Annotated in this window: 12 protein-coding genes; 5 read left to right on the forward strand and 7 right to left on the reverse strand. The window is 47.8% G+C overall.

From position 1 onward, the window contains the following. Nucleotides 1-8 precede the first annotated feature (8 nt). The 3 genes from serC to EJV45_RS01925 all read right to left on the reverse strand — a co-directional run bounded on the left by serC (nt 9) and on the right by EJV45_RS01925 (nt 4,075). The gene (gene serC / locus EJV45_RS01915) at nt 9-1,073 is read right to left on the reverse strand and encodes a 3-phosphoserine/phosphohydroxythreonine transaminase (protein ID WP_129713957.1); all 1,065 of its coding nucleotides are present in this window, start codon (nt 1,071-1,073) and stop codon (nt 9-11) included. Between the two features lie 262 nt (nt 1,074-1,335). Further along, nucleotides 1,336-2,298, reverse strand: a complete 963-nt coding sequence (gene trxB / locus EJV45_RS01920; protein WP_129713958.1) for a thioredoxin-disulfide reductase — start codon at nt 2,296-2,298, stop codon at nt 1,336-1,338. 148 nt (nt 2,299-2,446) lie between these two features. Further along, nucleotides 2,447-4,075 carry an acyl-CoA carboxylase subunit beta gene (locus tag EJV45_RS01925; RefSeq protein WP_129713959.1) on the reverse strand — a complete coding sequence of 543 codons (1,629 nt, stop codon included), beginning with the start codon at nt 4,073-4,075 and terminating at the stop codon, nt 2,447-2,449. A gap of 176 nt (nt 4,076-4,251) precedes the next feature. Here EJV45_RS01925 and sucC point away from each other — a divergent pair, with 176 nt between their 5' ends. From sucC to asnS, 4 genes are all read left to right on the forward strand, one after another. After that, complete coding sequence (gene sucC, locus EJV45_RS01930; protein WP_129713960.1) at nt 4,252-5,442, forward strand: ADP-forming succinate--CoA ligase subunit beta; 1,191 nt, start codon at nt 4,252-4,254, stop codon at nt 5,440-5,442. A 157-nt stretch (nt 5,443-5,599) separates the two neighbouring features. Further along, on the forward strand, nt 5,600-5,959 hold the full coding sequence (locus tag EJV45_RS01935) for a hypothetical protein (protein ID WP_129713961.1): 360 nt from the start codon (nt 5,600-5,602) through the stop codon (nt 5,957-5,959). 1,757 nt (nt 5,960-7,716) lie between these two features. Further along, nucleotides 7,717-8,247 carry a ferritin gene (locus tag EJV45_RS01940; RefSeq protein ID WP_129713962.1) on the forward strand — a complete coding sequence of 177 codons (531 nt, stop codon included), beginning with the start codon at nt 7,717-7,719 and terminating at the stop codon, nt 8,245-8,247. Between the two features lie 653 nt (nt 8,248-8,900). Next, complete coding sequence (gene asnS, locus EJV45_RS01945; protein ID WP_129713963.1) at nt 8,901-10,349, forward strand: asparagine--tRNA ligase; 1,449 nt, start codon at nt 8,901-8,903, stop codon at nt 10,347-10,349. 19 nt (nt 10,350-10,368) lie between these two features. Here asnS and EJV45_RS01950 read toward each other — a convergent pair whose 3' ends face one another. Next, entirely contained in the window at nt 10,369-12,036 is a 1,668-nt protein-coding gene (locus tag EJV45_RS01950) for an FMN-binding glutamate synthase family protein (protein ID WP_129713964.1), read from the reverse strand. A gap of 77 nt (nt 12,037-12,113) precedes the next feature. Between EJV45_RS01950 and EJV45_RS01955 the strand changes: the two genes are divergently transcribed. After that, nucleotides 12,114-12,734: an L-threonylcarbamoyladenylate synthase gene (locus tag EJV45_RS01955; protein WP_129713965.1), complete on the forward strand. Its 621-nt coding sequence runs from the start codon at nt 12,114-12,116 to the stop codon at nt 12,732-12,734. Between the two features lie 71 nt (nt 12,735-12,805). On the opposite strand, the gene EJV45_RS01960 is transcribed toward EJV45_RS01955, so the two are convergent. Genes EJV45_RS01960 through EJV45_RS01970 form a run of 3 tightly spaced genes read right to left on the reverse strand, consistent with a single transcriptional unit; the run spans nt 12,806 to nt 18,642 of the window. After that, nucleotides 12,806-14,266 carry a TolC family protein gene (locus tag EJV45_RS01960; RefSeq protein WP_129713966.1) on the reverse strand — a complete coding sequence of 487 codons (1,461 nt, stop codon included), beginning with the start codon at nt 14,264-14,266 and terminating at the stop codon, nt 12,806-12,808. Further along, nucleotides 14,253-17,438, reverse strand: a complete 3,186-nt coding sequence (locus EJV45_RS01965; protein ID WP_129713967.1) for an efflux RND transporter permease subunit — start codon at nt 17,436-17,438, stop codon at nt 14,253-14,255. Before EJV45_RS01965 ends, EJV45_RS01960 begins: the two co-directional genes overlap by 14 nt. A gap of 25 nt (nt 17,439-17,463) precedes the next feature. After that, nucleotides 17,464-18,642, reverse strand: a complete 1,179-nt coding sequence (locus EJV45_RS01970; RefSeq protein WP_129713968.1) for an efflux RND transporter periplasmic adaptor subunit — start codon at nt 18,640-18,642, stop codon at nt 17,464-17,466. Nucleotides 18,643-18,650: the final 8 nt, after the last annotated feature.

Below are 18,650 nucleotides of genomic sequence, written 5' to 3' on the forward strand. Positions count from 1 at the left end.
GGTTATAATTATGAATTTTTTTCGGCAAAGATCTGCATCACTTCAACAAGCGCGTGTACACTGGTAATAGATAACGCGTTGTACATCGAAGCCCGGAACCCGCCAACACTGCGGTGTCCTTTGATTCCAATGATGCCGTGCTCTTCAGCAAGCTTCAGGAAGGGTTTTTCGTGGTCAGGATTCTCCATCACAAAAGTGATGTTCATGCGCGAGCGGTCTTCTACGGCACAGGTACCTTTAAAAAGCGGGTTTCTGTCGATCTCGGCGTAAAGCGCTTTTGCTTTCGCAATATTTTCCTTTTCGATTTCAGCTACCCCGCCTTTTGAGCGCAGCCAGCGAAGGTTTAACAGCGCTACATAAATTGAGAATACGGGCGGCGTATTGTACATAGACCCGTTTGCAATGTGTTGCTTGTAGTCGAGCATAGAGGGGATTTTCCGGTCGGTCTTACCAAGAATATCGTCTTTTACAATGACAACAGTGAGGCCTGCCGGGCCGATGTTTTTTTGCGCACCTGCATAAATCAGCGCAAATTTGGATACATCGAAGCTGCGGCTCATGATGTCTGAAGACATATCGCATACGATAGGAACACCGGTTTCAGGGAAGTCAAAAAACTCTGTTCCGTAGATGGTGTTGTTTGATGTGAAATGGAAATAAGCGCTATCGGCCGGAATATCATAGGTTTTCGGAATATAGGTATAGTTGGCCTCTTTTGAACTGGCAACAACGTTTACATTACCGATCACCTTTGCTTCTTTGATTGCCTTGCTTGCCCAGACACCGGTATCCAGATAACTGGCTGTCTGACCCTCGCCCAGCAGGTTCATAGGTGCCATAGCAAACTGAAGGCTGGCACCGCCCTGAAGGAACAGCACCGAATATCCCGATGGAACGTTCAACAACTCTTTAACCAATTTTTCAGCTTCAGCAACCACAGCCTCGAACTCGGTGGTGCGGTGCGAAATTTCCAGAATCGATAATCCGTCGTTAAAATCTAAAACGGCTTGTGCAGCCTGTTTAAACACTTCCTGCGGTAAGATACATGGACCGGCTCCGAAATTATGTTTCATTATATAATGGGTTTTTTGATGGCGTAAAAGTAAAGCTTTTGCCCCAGTTATCGGTCCGCTATTTTAATTTTTATAACGTTTTTGTCACTTTGATATACATCTGACAAACAAATGCTTATTTCTTGAAAATATTGCAAAAGACCTGAAACAATGCTAAAAAGTTGCTAATACGATTTTGCAACATGTATGATGTGTATTTTAAACAAAAAAAAGGGATCCTGAGCATATGCCGGATCCCTTTTCTGTGATAATATTTTTATCGTTATGCGATGACTGCATCTTTTTTTGCAGCCAGATACCGTTCCGCATCGAGCGCGGCCATACATCCAGATCCTGCTGCCGTAACAGCCTGCCGGTAGTAGTGGTCCTGCACATCGCCGGAGGCAAATACCCCTTCGACGTTGGTGCGTGTTGAGCCAGGCTGGGTAATCAGGTAGCCGGTTTCATCCATATCAAGCTGACCTTTGAAAATATCAGTGTTCGGCTTATGCCCTATGGCTACGAAAAAGCCGGTCACATCAATGACCGATTCCTGTTCGGTCTGGTTGTTTTTCACTTTCACACCGGTCACGTTTTTACCGTCGCCAATGATCTCGGTTGTTTCTGTATTGTAGACCACCTCGATGTTCGGCGTATTCATGACGCGGTGCACCATAGCTTTTGATGCACGAAACTCATCGCGCCGTACCAGCATATAAACCTTGCGGCACAATTTCGCGAGGTAGGTTGCCTCTTCGGCGGCGGTGTCGCCGGCACCGACGATCGCCACGTCCTGTCCCTTGAAAAAGAAGCCATCACAAACGGCACAGGCCGAAACGCCGAAACCGTTGTACTGCTGCTCGCTTGGCAGGCCAAGCCATTTAGCCGATGCCCCTGTTGAGATAATGACTGTGTCTGCGGTAATTGTCTTAATCTCATCGACCACAACTTTGTGCGGAAGCGATGAGAAATCGACCGAACTTACATAACCGAAACGGATGTCTGTGCCAAAACGTTCTGCCTGTTTACGGAAATCTTCCATCATCTCCGGCCCTGTGATTCCGGTCGGGTAACCCGGAAAATTCTCAACGTCGGTGGTTTGTGTCAGTTGTCCGCCGGCTTCCATGCCGGTATATAAAACAGGTTTCAGGTCGGCTCTGGCTGCATAGATGGCAGCGGTGTATCCCGCCGGACCGGAACCGATGATCAAACATTCTACATGTTCAGTTTCTGTCTGGTTATTCATGAATTAATTTTTGAAATGCAAAATTAATGAAAATAAATCTCTTGTCTAAACCGCCCGGGTTCCGGAAGCTGCATTTTGGTCTGGCAAGCGTCATTTGTAGGCGACCGTTCTCTACAGACCGCCAGCCAATGCTCTGGACCTGCGCCCTCTACGTCTGGATAATTCCCGGATTAAACCGCCGGGTTATCGGCGACTGATTAGCCGCTTCGACACCCATTGAGATGATCTTGCGGGTTTCAAGCGGGTCGATTACTCCATCGACCCACATTCGGGATGCCGCATAATAAGGTGTAGTCTGGCTGTTGTAACGGTCGGTGATTGCTTTCAGCGTCGCAGCTTCCTGCGCTGCGTCGTTTTCTTCACCCCTGCTCTTCTGTCCGGCCTGCTGAATCTGTAATAAGGTCTTCGCCGCCTGGGCGCCGCCCATGACAGCAATTTTTGCACTCGGCCAGGCGAAGATCAGCCGGGGGTCATAAGCCTTTCCGCACATCGCGTAATTACCTGCACCGTACGAGTTCCCGATAATAAAAGTGAATTTCGGCACAACGGAATTGGCAACTGCATTCACCATTTTTGCACCGTCTTTGATAATGCCGCCCTGTTCGGAGCGGCTTCCCACCATAAATCCGGTTACATCATGCAGGAACACCAGCGGGATTTTCTTCTGGTTGCAATTCATGATAAATCTTGCGGCCTTATCTGCGCTGTCAGAATAGATCACCCCGCCGAACTGCATTTCCCCTTTTTTCGACTTTACGACTTTACGCTGATTGGCTACGATACCAACAGCCCAACCGTCAATCCGCGCCAGTCCGCACAGAATGCTTTGACCATAGAGCTTTTTATATTCCTCAAATTCAGAATCGTCGGTAAGGCGGGTAATCAGTTCGCGCATGTCATAAGACTTATCACGGTCTTCGGGCAGGATGCCATAGATTTCCTTCTGGTCCAGTTTTGGTGGCCGGGGCAGGGTCCGATCGAAGCCGGCCTGCGCGGGCGCACCCAATTTACTTATGATGTTCCGGATACTTTCCAGGCAGCTCTGATCGTCAGGGTGTTTATAATCGGTAACGCCTGAAATTTCACAATGCGTGGTTGCGCCGCCAAGTGTTTCATTATCCACATCTTCGCCTATGGCGGACCGAACGAGGTACGAGCCGGCAAGAAAAACCGAGCCGGTCCCCTCAACGATCATGGCCTCGTCGCTCATAATGGGCAGATAGGCGCCGCCCGCTACGCAGGAACCCATAATGGCGGCTATCTGGACAATGCCTTCGGCAGACATGATGGCGTTATTACGAAACATCCGGCCAAAATGCTCTTTGTCGGGGAAAATCTCATCCTGCATGGGCAGGTAAACGCCGGCGCTGTCGACAAGATAGATGACCGGAAGACGGTTTTCCATAGCGATCTCCTGGGCACGAAGGTTTTTCTTGGCCGTCATCGGAAACCATGCACCTGCTTTCACAGTGGCATCGTTGGCTACAATCATACATTGCCGGCCGGAGATATAACCAATGCCGCATACCACACCTGCAGCTGGGCAGCCTCCCTCCTGTTCATACATTCCGTCGGCAGCAAAGGCACCGATTTCAAGGAAAGGCTTGTCTGCATCGCAAAGCAGGCTTACGCGCTCGCGCGCAAGCAGTTTGCCCTTTTCCTTTTGCCTGGCAATGCTTTTATCGCCGCCACCTTTATATATTCTTTTCAGCCGGGTATTCAGGTCGTAAACCAGCTGTTTATTGCTGTCTTCGTTTCTGTTGAAGTCGATATCCATGCAGGCAATTTAGGCGCTTTTTATGAATGCGCGAAATAGACTGATTTGGTCTCTGGTCTATGGTTGCCTGACTGTCGGCCGCGGCTCACAGACCATGACCCGCGTACACAGACCAATTCACAGATTAGTTTTTGAAACCAATTCTGAAATTGTAGCTTTGGACAAATTTTTAGCAGATGAATATTCACGAATACCAGGGAAAACAAATTCTGAAAAGTTTCGGTGTAAACGTTCAGGAAGGAATTGTTGCCGACACCGTTGAACAGGCTGTGGAAGCCGCAAGGAAAATGAAGGAAGACTACAACTCTGACTGGGTAGTGGTTAAAGCACAGATCCATGCCGGCGGCCGCGGAAAAGGCGGTGGCGTGAAACTGGCGAAAAATCTGGATGAAGTTAAAGAAAAAGCAGGTGCCATCATCGGGATGCAGCTCATTACGCCGCAAACCGGTCCGGAAGGCAAAAAAGTAAATAAGGTTCTTATTGCTCAGGATGTTTATTATCCTGGTGACTCAGAGACCAAAGAGTTCTACATGAGCGTATTGCTCGACCGCGCAAAAGGCAGAAATATCATTATGTATTCTACTGAAGGTGGAATGGATATCGAAGAAGTTGCTGAAAAAACGCCTGAACTTATCTTCAAAGAAGAAATTGATCCTAAAGTAGGTCTGCAGGGTTTCCAGGCGCGTAAAATCGCCTTCAATCTGGGCCTGAGCGGCAATGCCTTTAAAGAAATGGTGAAATTTGTAGCAGCTTTATATAAAGCATACGAATCTACAGATTCATCTATGTTTGAGATCAATCCGGTGCTGAAAACTTCAGATGATAAGATCCTTGCTGTAGATGCGAAGGTAAATCTTGATGAAAACGGTTTGTTCCGTCATGCTGATTACGCTGCTATGCGCGATACAACTGAGGAAGATCCGATGGAAGTTGAAGCAAGTGCATCTAACCTTAACTATGTAAAACTGGACGGAAACGTTGGGTGTATGGTTAACGGTGCCGGCCTTGCCATGGCAACCATGGACATCATCAAACTTGCAGGCGGTGAGCCGGCAAACTTCCTTGATGTAGGCGGAACTGCAAACGCACAGACTGTAAAAGCCGCGTTTAACATCATTCTGAAAGATCCGAATGTAAAAGCAATCCTCATCAATATCTTCGGTGGTATTGTACGCTGCGACCGTGTAGCGCAGGGTGTGATTGACGCATACAAAGAGCTTGGTAATGTTCCTGTGCCAATTATCTGCAGGCTTCAGGGAACCAATGCTGTCGAAGCAAAAAAACTGATTGATGAATCAGGTCTACAGGTTTATTCAGCAATCGCACTGAAAGAAGCTGCCGATCTGGTAAGTAAGGTTCTGGCTTAAGATATAACTGCTGCATGGCAGTAATCAATCCCCTGCATGTTTGCCGGGGATTTTTTTTTTGCGCTGGTCTGCAAACGGTCGCCCCGAGTAAAAGCCGGGCATGAAGGAATTTCAATTTGATTTGGATTTATTCTAAATAAATTGAATTTTTGTAACGATGGAAAAAGCATGTGTAGATCTGAATCAGCTGATTAACGTTTTCGCCGACGCCCATGGCGCCGTTTACCAATCAGACAAACTCAATTGTCTATACCTTGATTTCGGTGGCAAATTTGCCCGCTTCAGCTTTAATTCACTGCTTAAATTCAAGCAGGCGGTAGAGCGGATCGATGTTGAAGACATGCTGCTTTCCAGTCACCGTTCGGATTACGAAGTTGTAACCTTTAATGGCTGCGAACACATCTATCTTCTGAATGCGGTTGAGATCGTTTCACTCAAATCACTCCTGCAAGGCACCTTTGTTATGTTCAAACTGAATCATATGATCAGTGACTGCCTTTATCGTTTGGTGAGTTGAATTTTGGAGCTGTAGGTTTTAAGTTCTAGGTTTTAAGTTTGGGCGCAGCCCCCCCCTCACGAGACCAAAGAAAATGGAAAAAGGATGAAAGACCATGGCGCCTAACCTTTCAATGGGATTAAAGAAAAAGGAACCAAGACGAAAGACCGGTAGCCGAACCACGAGCCATGAATCATGAGCCAGGACCTGGGCACAGAGCCCCCCTCAAGAGACCAAAGAAAATGGAAAAAGGATGAAAGACCACGGCGCCTAACCCCTCACTTTGCCAAGCCCCAGCAACGTCCCCCACGCCGTCATCCCGAAGCGCGTTTACGCAATCCGTTTTTTTTGATATCGCAACGTCGAGGGATCCCCTGCGACGAAGCAGCGGCGAACGTTCACCGGTGAGACTAAAGAAAAAAGAACCAAGACGAATGACCGGTAGCCAAACCACGAGCCAGAGAAGTTATAAGTTGTAGGTATTAAGTTGTAAGTATTGGCGCCTAACCCCTCAATACGCCATACTGGTCGGGGGTTTTGCACGTCTCAGGACTCGAATCTCAAATCTCAAGTCTACCAAAATTCATTGGCTTCACTCCAGGCGATTCCCCCTGCGGGTCATTCAGAGCGTAGCGAAGAATCTAACTATAGATCCCGAGTCAGATCCTTCCGCCGCTCCACTCTGTCTGGATGACCTCATGAGGAGGTACGAGCCATGAATCATGAGTCAGGACCTGGGTGCAGAGCCTCCCTCACGAGACCAAAGAAAATGGAAAAGGATGAAAGACCACGGCGCCTAACCCCTCACTTTGCCAAGCCCCAGCAACGTCCCCCACGCCGTCATCCCGAAGCGCGTTTACGCAATCCGTTTTTTTTGATATCGCAACGTCGAGGGATCCCCTGCGACGAAGCAGCGGCGAACGTTCACCGGTGAGACTAAAGAAAAAAGAACCAAGACGAATGACCGGTAGCCAAACCACGAGCCAGAGAAGTTATAAGTTGTAGGTATTAAGTTGTAAGTATTGGCGCCTAACCCCTCAATACGCCATACTGGTCGGGGGTTTTGCACGTCTCAGGACTCGAATCTCAAATCTCAAGTCTACCAAAATTCATTGGCTTCACTCCAGGCGATTCCCCCTGCGGGTCATTCAGAGCGTAGCGAAGAATCTAACTATAGATCCCGAGTCAGATCCTTCCGCCGCTCCACTCTGTCTGGATGACCTCATGAGGAGGCACGAGCCATGAATCATGAGCCAGGACCTGGGTGCAGAGCCTCCCTCACGAGACCAAAGAAAATGGAAAAAGGATGAAAGACAACGGCGCCTAACCTCTCAATGAGATTAAAGAAAAAAGAACCAGGACGAACGACCACGGCGCACCGCTCAATACGCCTTACCTGCCGAGGGGTCTTGCGTGTCTCATGACTCAAATCTAAAATCTCATATCTACGGTTTGCTCCGCGTCTAAATACGAACTACGAATACCTATATACTATTAAAATCTCAAGACTCATATCTCATATCTAGCAATTATGCTGTCTAAATACCAACTACGAATACCTACATACGCTATCTGTTTCAATTCCCCCATTCCAACCAAACCACCGGGCGCTTTAATTGTTATCACTCTGGATGCAGTACAGCAAGCGTAATTTCATGTTATTTAAACTGAATATAAATACTTGCTTTTCACTTACTTAGATTAATTTCATATAGCAAATAAATTTCAGTATCAGCAGTATTGCATCTTATCTTTGTTTAACAGAAAAAGGAAAAGAAATGAAAGATTTAATGCGTATCAAATGTCTGCTTTCAACAGAAGTTGAAGCACTTTTGAATCAACAGATAAAAAAAGAAGCCCATTCATCCGCACTTTACCTGGCCATGGCATCATGGTGTAATCAAAACGGTTTTGACGGCTCAGCTGACTATTTCATGAAGCAGTCTGATGAGGAGCGCGAGCATCAGCTTAAATTGTTCAAGTATCTTCTGGACATGGGTGCCAATGCCATCTCTCCTGAAGTATTGGGCATTAAAAGCGACTTCGGCGGCTTCCGCGAAGTTTTTGAAGAGGCACTTGAGCAGGAAATCGCTATCACCCAGAGCTTTAAAAATATCGTTGCCAGATGTCATAAGGAACAGGACTTTGTTACCATTGAATTCCTGAACTGGTTCCTGAAAGAACAGCGCGAAGAAGAGTATAAAGCGCGCCGTGCACTCGAACTTTTCGAAGTGATTGGCGAGGAAGGTACAGGCAGATGGCATATCGACAAAAATGTCGGCAAAATCGAGTACACCTCAGAAGCATAAGCACCACAACAAAACAAATACGAGAGGTCTCCCTTAAAAGGAGACCTTTTTTTACACCTAAACGAAAAAAACTCAGGATGTACTCCTGAGTTTTGGTTGTTTGTTTAGTTTATGTTGATGAATAATAAGTCATTTTAGAAAAAAGCTCCGAGAACCGGAGCTTTTTTTCAAACCAAATATATAATAATAATTAACGAGCATTACAAAAGTACACATTTACTTATAAATTCCAAATAAAACCTGACTTTTTTTAAATTTTCTATACGTAAACAAGACTTAATACCATAAAAAAGCTAGAATTACAGTTTAAATAGCGATTGAAACCAACAATAAATTCAATTTTTCGATGTTTTTATTCAAATATATACCTGTAATAAGCTATTGTTTTGTGAAATACAGCATAGTATCCACTTTTTCAACCGAAAAATCAGCTATAACCAACAAATTCAGTCACAAACAGCAGAAATTATATCGCATTTTTATTGAAAAGAACAGAATTCAAGTGATAATTTCTGATAGCTCCACATCTATCGTGCTACTTAAAAAATAAACCTGCGGCGATTTTACGAACCAAATTTCCAATTGCATATGACCGATTTTCGCTGGTGTACAACAAAATGCGTATTTTTGCCCACCTAAAAATCGCACACACCATGATTAAAAGACAGCAGATCAAAGAAGTATTTAAGGAAACGGCCTATGGGAAAGAGGTTCGTGTAATGGGCTGGGTAAAAACCTTCAGAAATAATCAGTTCATTGCTTTAAATGACGGATCTTGCATGGCTAATCTTCAGGTTGTGGTCGATTTCGCGAACACTGACGAAAGTCTTCTGAAAAGGATTACTACCGGGGCTGCAATAGCTGCTACCGGTAAAATCGTCGAATCGTTAGGCAAAGGTCAGTCTGTAGAAGTTAAAGCAACGGAGATTGAAATCCTCGGCGACAGCGATCCGGAAAAATATCCGTTGCAGCCAAAAAAGCATAGTCTGGAATTTCTGAGGGAAATCGCGCACCTCCGCTTCCGGACCAATACCTTCAATGCAGTATTTAAGGTCAGGCATGCCCTTGCTTTCGCGGTTCACCAGTTTTTTAATGACCGTGGTTTTGTATATATGCATACCCCTGTAATTACAGCATCTGATGCTGAAGGCGCGGGTGAGATGTTTAAGGTTACTACCCTGGACCTGAACGAAACACCCCGGAAAGAAGATGGTTCGATCGATTTTTCTCAGGACTTCTTCGGCCGGGCAACAAACCTTACAGTTTCGGGACAGCTTGAGGGTGAACTGGCAGCTATGGCTTTCGGACAGATCTATACATTTGGACCAACTTTCCGCGCAGAAAACTCAAACACCACACGTCACCTGGCAGAATTCTGGATGATTGAGCCTGAGGTAGCTTTCTTTGACCTGGAAGATAACATGCAACTGGCAGAAGACATGCTTAAGTATGTAATCTCATACGCGCTTGAGCATTGTAAGGAAGAACTTGAATTCCTGAACGGCCGGCTGCTGGAAGAGGAAAAGAACAAACCGCAGCAGGAACGCAGCGAACTTGCGCTGATAGACAAACTTAGCTTTTGCCTGGGTAACGACTTTGTAAGGCTGACATATACAGAAGCGATTGACATCCTGCGCAATTCAAAACCAAACCAGAAAAAACAATTCAAATATCTGATTGAAGGCTGGGGTGCAGACCTGCAGTCAGAGCATGAACGTTACCTGGTAGAAAAACACTTCAAAAAGCCGGTTATCCTGACTGATTATCCGGCAGATATTAAAGCATTCTACATGCGCCAGAATGAGGTTGACAGCGAAGGGCGCCGTACGGTCCGCGCAATGGACATCCTGTTTCCGGGCATCGGTGAAATTGTAGGCGGTTCGCAGCGTGAAGAGCGGCTTGACCGCTTAACAGATCGCATGAAAGCCATGCATATTCCTGAAGAAGAACTGTGGTGGTACCTGGATACCCGCCGCTTTGGTTCTGCTCCGCATGCAGGCTTCGGACTCGGATTTGAGCGGCTGGTTCTTTTTGTAACCGGTATGACGAATATCCGCGACGTAATTGCATTCCCGCGTTTTCCAAAAAGCGCTGAGTTTTAGGGGATTCCCAACCGGTCGATTAATGGTGCACGTCACTGTTGTGGGGTGCATCAAAAAGCGAATTGGCATGAGCGTAGTCGACCATAGACACTTTATAATCGGTAGGTGCAAAGCTGTCTGCCGAACTTAACGCCATGCCAAGCTCGAAGCGCGCCGGATAAGGCGACTGCAGCAAACTTCCTTCAGGAATATAGGGAAAACTTTCCATGTAAGACTGCATCAGATTCTGTGATATGCGGCGGTTTATATACGCTCGCGTCAGCTGTGCCGGTTCGCGCAGGCCGGCTGCGCCAAGCAATTCAACAGCACTCGCAACGGTAAGACTGTGGAAATTCGCCACGCGCACGGTTTTATCCTCAACAACAAGCCCTTTCATCAGGCTCGGGTCCTGGGTAGCCACGCCCGTTGGACAAGTGTTACTGTTGCACTCCAGTGCCTGGATGCAGCCGAGCGCAAACATCATTCCCCGCGCCGAGTTACACAGGTCGGCACCAAGTGCAATATTTTTTATCAGGTCAAAGCCGGAAGAAACCTTTCCAGAAGCAATAATCCGGATATGTTTTTTTAGTCCGAAACCGGTCAGCACATCATATACAAATGCAACCGCATCGCGCAGCGGCATACCAACTGAATTCGAAAATTCGAGCGGAGCTGCGCCAGTGCCCCCCTCTCCCCCGTCGACGGTTATAAAGTCAGCATAAATCCCGGTTTTAACCATCGCTTTACAGATGGCGAAAAACTCGCTTTTGCGCCCGATGCATAGCTTAAATCCAACCGGCTTTCCGCCGCTTAACTTGCGCAAAGTCTGCAGAAAGGCCAGCAATTCAGGCGGCGTGCGGAACGCCGAATGCCCCGGGGGCGACAAAACGTCTTTCCCTTCAGGTACAAGCCGGATCCGGGCTACTTCGGGTGTTACCTTCCGTGCCGGCAGCATTCCGCCGTGCCCAGGTTTGGCCCCCTGAGAAAGTTTGATCTCGATCATCTTTACCTGATCGCGCTGTGCACGTTCGGCAAACGCATCAAAATTAAAGGTTCCGTCGGCATTACGACAACCAAAATAACCGGTTCCAATCTGCCAGATCAGGTCGCCGCCAGGTTTCATGTGGTAATCGCTGATCCCGCCTTCGCCGGTATTGTGCGCAAAATTACCCAGCTTTGCACCGCCGTTAAGCGCCAGAATCGCATTTTGACTGAGCGAACCAAAACTCATTGCAGATATATTATAGATACTGGCAGAATAAGGCAGGGTACACTCCGGACCTCCAATCAGCACGCGCGGATCTCCATTTAATTCATGATGACTAATTGCAGCAATGCTGTGGCTTAACCATTCATAACCATTGTCGTATACATTCAGCTGCGTTCCGAAAGGTATGGTGTCATTTTCTTTCTTTGCCCGCTGATAGATCAGCGAACGACTTAATCGGTTGTAAGGCGTTCCGTTCACATCACTTTCTACAAAATACTGGTAAACTTTCGGACGCAGGTCTTCCATGAAATACCTCATCCGTCCCACTATGGGAAAGTTTCTGACAATGCTATGCTTTGGCTGATACAGGTCATAAATACCAAGCAGCACGATCGGACCGATAAAAATAAAGGCCCAGTAAAATGGCGGCCATGCCAGGCTGATCATCACGGTGGCGGTCACCAGGAACGCGGCGATCGCTATAAACGCTTTTCTCATTGTGCAAAAATTAACCATTTCAGGTCGCATATGCAAAACATGACCTGCCATGGCACAATTTTAGGTACCTTTACAGTATGCTAATAAAGATCTATCCTGAAAATCCGAACGCAAAAAGTATTGACCAGGCAGTTGAGATATTACGAAAAGGTGGTCTGATCATTTATCCTACCGATACGGTTTACGGTTTGGGATGTGACATCCGGAACCAGCGGGCCATTGAGAAGATCTGCCGTATCAGGGGTCTGAAGCCGGAGAAAGCCAACCTTTCCTTTATCTGTTATGACCTGAGTCACATTGCTGATTATATCAAACCAATCGATAATGCAACTTACCGCGTGCTGAAAAAGGCCTTACCCGGTCCGTTTACATTTATCTTTAATGCAAATAACAACGTACCGAAGCTGCTGAGCTCGAATAAAAAGACGGTAGGTATCCGTGTTCCTGATAATAATATTGCCAGGGAAATTGTTCGTACCCTGGGAAATCCGATTCTTTCAACTTCTATAAAAGACGATGATGAACTGATCGAGTATTCGACTGATCCTGAATTGATTCATGAAAAATATGCCGACCAGGTTGACCTGGTGATCGACGGGGGATTTGGCGGCAACGAGGCCTCTACGGTGATCGACTGTACGACCGGCGATTTTGAAATAATCAGGGAAGGCAAAGGCGATCTTGAAGCTTACCTGTAGGCAGTAAATTACATTTGCAAAAAAAGCCCCCGCACTTTCGCAACGGGGGCCCGAAATCTGAAATTAAATCACTATTTCCATCCGCCGCCAAGGGCGCGATAGAGTCTTACACCGGCAGTCAGCCTGGCTGTTCTGATCCCAGCCAGGTCAAGCTCACTCTGCAGCAAAGCAGATTGCGCGGTTATCACTTCGAGGTAATTGGCCATGCCATTTTTGAACAGCAATCCGGCATTTCGCGCTGCCAACTGCAATTTCAGGGCGCGCTGTTCGGCCAATTCATATTCTGATTTCAATTTATCTACACGCACCAGTTCATCTGATACCTCGCCAACGGCCACAAGTACCGCCTGCCTGAACTGAATGACTGATTTTTCCCGGTCAATCTTTGAGATTTCATAAGCAGTTTTTAACTGTCTGCGCTGAAAAATCGGCTGAGTTATTCCTCCAGACACAACGCCAAACAAGGCGGCCGGAACATTGAACCAATTACTGGCTTTGAAAGAGTTTACACCGCCTGTGGCGCTGATTGTAAGCGTGGGGTACATACTCGCTTTTGAAATGCCTACACGTGCATTGGCCTCATCGAGCGCCAGGGCAGCTGTGCGAATATCAGGCCTGTTTCCCAGCAGAGCGGCAGGCAATCCGGCGCCAAATTCATCGGCCACTTCTGCCGTCTGAAGCGTACCCGAGCGTTCTACCGGCCCTGGAATTTTCCCGGTCAGAATGCTCAGCGCATTCTCCTGAAGGATGCGTACCTGCTCAAGCCTCGGGACCAACGTCGCAGCAGCCAGCTGCTGCGCTTCGGCCTGTTGTACCGCGAGCGAAGTAACCTGTCCGGAGTTGAACTGCAGGCGAATAATGCGTAAAGTACTATCATTTAATTTGACGTTCTTACGGGCAACATCCAGCTGCGCATCTGCCATAAGCAGCCCGTAGTAACCTTCGGCTACAGCTGCGACGACACGTGTTTGAACCGCATTCCGCGCCTCCTTCGTTTGCAGATAGGCCGCCAGTGCAGCGGCATTCCGGCTTTTTATTTTACCCCAGATATCGGCTTCCCATACAAGACCAAGATTGGCATTAAAATCTTCAATATGTCTGGTCCCAAGAAACTGCCCCGCCGTAATGCCATTCAGGCTGTTATCTGAAGGCCTGGTTGTAGTCGCCGTTACGTTAAGCTTCAGCTCGGGTAAATTTCCCTGCCGTGCCTGTTTGTAAAGCGCTTCGGCCGCATCAATATTTCGCAGTGCCAGCTGCAGATCGTTATTCCGCAGCAGCGCCGTATCAATCAGGCTACGGATGTCTCTTGACGTAAAAAATGTTTGCACAGGAATCGCGGCAATACTTGAGTCGCCGACCGCGGCTGTGCTCCGGTAGCTTTCAGGAAGCGCCTTTACCGGTAATGGTACATCTTTAGACACCTTGCAGCCGCCTGCAAGAAAGAGAACCAGGGTGATGGCCGCCCAGGTCACCGCCGGAATTTTCCAGCGGTGACGGGAAATTGAATTGATATAGGGATTATACAGTTTCATAAATCATTTTTTCTTGAGGTTGTTTTTGTTCTGTCCGTATCCGTGGTTTGCTGCTTACTTTTTCATGCAGGTACTGGAATACGATAAACAGGACCGGGATAATGAACAGGCCGAGGATTACGCCTGAAACCATCCCGCCTGCGGCGCCGATACTGATCGAGTGGTTACCCTGAGCAGATGGCCCCGTGGCGCCCATCATTGGAATCATGCCAACTATGAAGGCCAGAGAAGTCATAATAATCGGGCGCAGCCTGAGTTTTGAAGCTTCAATGGCCGACGCCAGTAAAGTTTTGCCCGCCTTTCTGCGCTGCACCGCGAACTCTACAATCAGAATCGCATTCTTAGCGAGCAGACCGATCAGCATGACCAGCGCGACCTGCACATAGATGTTGTTTGATATACCGGTAAGCCCGATGGCCGCAAATACGCCGAATACGCCGGTCGGAATAGAGAGCAAAACAGAAAGGGGCAGGATATAACTTTCATACTGGGCGGCCAGCAGGAAATACACAAACAGCAGACAAAGCGCAAAAATGATTACCGATTGTCCGCCTGAAGTGATTTCCTCTTTGGTCAGACCCGAAAACTCGTAGGTAAAACCATTTGGCAGGTGGCGGGCTGCCACTTCTTCTACAGCACGGATCGCATCGCCCGAGCTGAAACCGGGTGTTGGAATCGCATTGATGCCGATTGAGTTAAACAGGTTATAACGTGACACGGTTTCAGGGCCATAAACCCTGTGCAGGCTCACCAGGGTATTGATCGGGACCATATCCCCCTGGCGGTTGCGTACAAAGACACCGTCTATTGCTGAAGGATCCTGGCGATCGGCCACATCAGCCTGTACCATGACCCGGTAGTACTTGCCGAACCGGTTAAAGTCTGAGGCTTGCGCACTGCCAAAATAGGTCTGCATAGTCTGAAGAATATCCTGCGTGCTGACACCGAGCTGCTCTGCCTTTACGTCGTCAACTTCCATCTCCAGCTGTGGATAATCAGCGCGGAAGGAGGTAAAAGCGACTGCGATCTCCGGTCTCTTCATCAGCTCGGCAATAAAGTTGTTGCCTATGTTTCCGAATTTGTCAAGCTGCCCGCCGGTACGGTCCTGCAACACAAAGTCAAGACCATCAACATTGCTGAATCCCGGAACGGTTGGAAAGGTAAAAGCAAAGAATGTAGCGCCTTTGATGCCGCTGAGCCGCTGCTGCGCATCGGCCATAATACCATTGATGTCCTTGATCTTACCGCGTTCCTCAACAGGTTTAAGCAGGTAAAAGATAACGCCTGCAGACGGATTTGAAGCCTGGGTCAGAATGTTCAGACCAGACACAACAGAAATGTAACGTTTACCTTCCATGGTCATGAGCCGTTTCTCTGCCTCTTTGATTGCTGCTGTGGTCCGGTCGAGCGATGCACCCGGCGGCATGCTGAGTGAGATCACAAAGAAACCCTGGTCTTCTGACGGGATAAATCCCGATTGCGTACGTCGCATCAATACTACCGTAGCCAGAATCACGACCGCCAGACCTGCCAGGCTGAACCAGCGATAACGGAACAGGAAGCGGAGGCTGCTGAGGTATTTAAAGGTTAGTTTATCGAAACCGGCGTTAAAGCCCATAAAAAACCGCTCTTTAAAATTTTTAGGCTTGTGGCCGGAAGCGGCATCATGCAGTTTGTCTTTCAGGAAGAGGGCAGTCAGCGCCGGACTTAATGTCAAAGCATTTACCGCAGAAATAACAATCGCGATAGCAAGCGTAAAGGCGAACTGACGATAAAACATGCCCGTAGAACCTTCCATAAATCCGACAGGCAGAAACACGGCAGACATGACAAGCGTAATCGAGATGATCGCACCCGTAATTTCGCTCATGGCCGAAAGCGTAGCTTCGCGCGGCGGCATGTGTTCGTTCTCCATTTTGGCATGGACGGCCTCAACGACGACAATAGCATCATCGACGACGATACCTATGGCGAGCACCAGTGCAAACAGTGTGAGCAGGTTAATTGAAAAGCCAAAAAGCTGCATGAAAAAGAAGGTACCTATAATCGCTACAGGGACGGCGATGGCGGGGATTAATGTAGAGCGGAAGTCCTGCAGGAAAATAAATACTACGATGAACACCAGAATAAAGGCTTCGATAAGCGTATGTTTCACCTGGTCAATTGAGAGATCGAGTGGCTCTTTGGTATTGTAAAGCACATGGTACTCTACTCCTTTCGGGAAGCTCTTTTTTGCTTTCTCCATCAGTTTACCAATGGCTACCTGAATTTCATTGGCATTTGAACCGGAAAGCTGCATAACCAGGATGTTTGTTCCAGGCTTGCCATCTACACGGGCATAATTGCTGTAACTGTAAGCACCGAACTCAATGCGCGCTACATCCTTAAGGCGAAGAACAGAGCCATCGCTGTTTGAGCGGATCACCATATTTTCGTACTCTGAAGGTTTATTCAGCTTGCCCTTATACTTGATAACGTATTCAAAGGCCTGTGTGCTGCTTTCGCCGAATTTTCCGGGTGCAGCTTCCTGGTTTTTATCCTGGATAGTCGCAAACACCTCTTTGGGCGTCAGGTTGTATGATGCCATTTTCGCCGGATCGAGCCAGACGCGCATCGAATAGTCCTTGATGCCACCAAAGATATTTGCCTGCCCAACGCCCGATATACGTTTGATTTCCGGAATGATATTGATCTGCGCATAGTTTGCAAGGAAGGTCTGGTCATATTCCCCGCCTTCTTCAGCGAAAAGGTCTATTACCATTACAATACTATTTTGCTGTTTGGCGGTGGTAATGCCAGCCTGAACTACCTCGGCGGGCAGCTGTGCGGTGGCCTGTGCCACGCGGTTTTGCACGTTCACAGATGCCTGGTCAGGGTTTGTACCAAGCTTAAAAAATACACTGATTACAAGCGAGCCGTCATTACTTGCGGTTGAGCTCATGTAACTCATATTCTCAACGCCGTTAATAGACTCTTCGAGCGACGGTGCAACGGCGCGAAGGACGGTTTCGGCGTTTGCGCCCGGGTAACGGGCGGTAACCTGGATCGCGGGGGGTGCAATATCAGGGAACTGCTCTAAAGGCAGCCTGCTCAGGCCAAGTCCGCCAAGGATAACCAGGATGATTGAGATCACCGTGGCCAGGACAGGCCTTTCTATAAATTTCCTAAACATGTTAATTTTCTTTTTAAGGAGGGGTTTATTTCAGGGAGGAGGTTAATTTTTCGGGTACAACAGCATCACCATCTTTCAGCACTTCGAAACCTTTGAGCACAATACGATCGCCCGGCTCCAAACCCGATTTGATCAGGTACTGGTTGCCGCTGGTGCCGCCAATGGTGACAGGTTGTTTATTCACCTTATTTTGTTTGTTTAATGCATAGACGAAAATCTTGTCCTGCATTTCTATCGTTGCCGATTGAGGAATGAGCATCGCGTCGCGGTGGTTAACGCCAAGGCGGATCTTGCCGGTGTTGCCCGAGCGGAGGGTTCCATCAGCGTTTGGAAAGCTCGCACGAAGCGTTATAGCACCGGTATTTTTATCGAACTGCCCATCAACCATATCTATCTTTCCTTTAACAGGGTATTCGCTTTCATCAGCCAGTGTCAGTGTTACAGGAGGCATGTTACGCAGCTTCTGCTCAAAGGTTTTACCGGCATACTTGGCATTGAAGCTGTTAAACTCTGTTTCACCCAATGAGAAGTACACGTGCACTTCATGAATGTCAGACAACCGAGTCAGCGCTTCGGGGTCTGTTGCAGACACAAGGCTGCCCTGTTTCTTGGGGATGCGGCCTACATAACCGCTTACAGGCGCTTTAATCCGGGCGTATCCAAGATTGATACGGGCAGTTGCCACACCGGCTTTCGCCTGTTCTACATTGGCGACGGCCATTTTATAAGCGGCACGGGCTGTTCTCAGCTGGATATCTGACACAACTTTGTTGGCTACCAGCGGATTGATCTTATCAATCTCGACCTGGGCATTTGCAACAGCTGCTTCTGCCGCATGCAACGCAGCTAAGGCATTGTTAAGTGCTTCGCGAAACGGACGCTCATTAATCTGGAACAACGGCTGACCAGCTTTTACATACGCACCTTCGTTTACCAGCACTTTCTCCAGATAACCGCTCACCTGCGGGCGTATGTCCACATCAACCGCACCCTGTACCGCAGCCGGATATTCGTTATAGGTAGTCTCAGCTGTCCTTGTAATCGTAGATACAGGCAAAACCGGGGCTGGTGGTGCGGGCGGCTGCTCGGGCTTCTGCGCACACGAAAGGATAACGGTAGATACAAGGGATAAAAATAAAACCTTCAAAACGTTGTTAAACAGTTTAACAGCGTTAAATGAAAGGTACAGCAATTTTGTTTTCATGGGGATTT

The sequence above is a fragment of the Pedobacter sp. SYP-B3415 genome (genome assembly GCF_004138205.1).
Taxonomy (GTDB): Bacteria; Bacteroidota; Bacteroidia; order Sphingobacteriales; family Sphingobacteriaceae; genus Pedobacter.

Coding starts and splice junctions, on each gene's coding strand:
- trxB (WP_129713958.1), bottom strand. CDS start 2,298: ATGAATAACCAGACAGAAACTGAACATGTAGAATGTTTGATCATCGGT.
- EJV45_RS01965 (WP_129713967.1), bottom strand. CDS start 17,438: ATGTTTAGGAAATTTATAGAAAGGCCTGTCCTGGCCACGGTGATCTCA.
- EJV45_RS01970 (WP_129713968.1), bottom strand. CDS start 18,642: ATGAAAACAAAATTGCTGTACCTTTCATTTAACGCTGTTAAACTGTTT.
- EJV45_RS01955 (WP_129713965.1), top strand. CDS start 12,114: ATGCTAATAAAGATCTATCCTGAAAATCCGAACGCAAAAAGTATTGAC.
- sucC (WP_129713960.1), top strand. CDS start 4,252: ATGAATATTCACGAATACCAGGGAAAACAAATTCTGAAAAGTTTCGGT.
- EJV45_RS01925 (WP_129713959.1), bottom strand. CDS start 4,075: ATGGATATCGACTTCAACAGAAACGAAGACAGCAATAAACAGCTGGTT.
- asnS (WP_129713963.1), top strand. CDS start 8,901: ATGATTAAAAGACAGCAGATCAAAGAAGTATTTAAGGAAACGGCCTAT.
- EJV45_RS01935 (WP_129713961.1), top strand. CDS start 5,600: ATGGAAAAAGCATGTGTAGATCTGAATCAGCTGATTAACGTTTTCGCC.
- EJV45_RS01940 (WP_129713962.1), top strand. CDS start 7,717: ATGAAAGATTTAATGCGTATCAAATGTCTGCTTTCAACAGAAGTTGAA.
- serC (WP_129713957.1), bottom strand. CDS start 1,073: ATGAAACATAATTTCGGAGCCGGTCCATGTATCTTACCGCAGGAAGTG.
- EJV45_RS01960 (WP_129713966.1), bottom strand. CDS start 14,266: ATGAAACTGTATAATCCCTATATCAATTCAATTTCCCGTCACCGCTGG.
- EJV45_RS01950 (WP_129713964.1), bottom strand. CDS start 12,036: ATGAGAAAAGCGTTTATAGCGATCGCCGCGTTCCTGGTGACCGCCACC.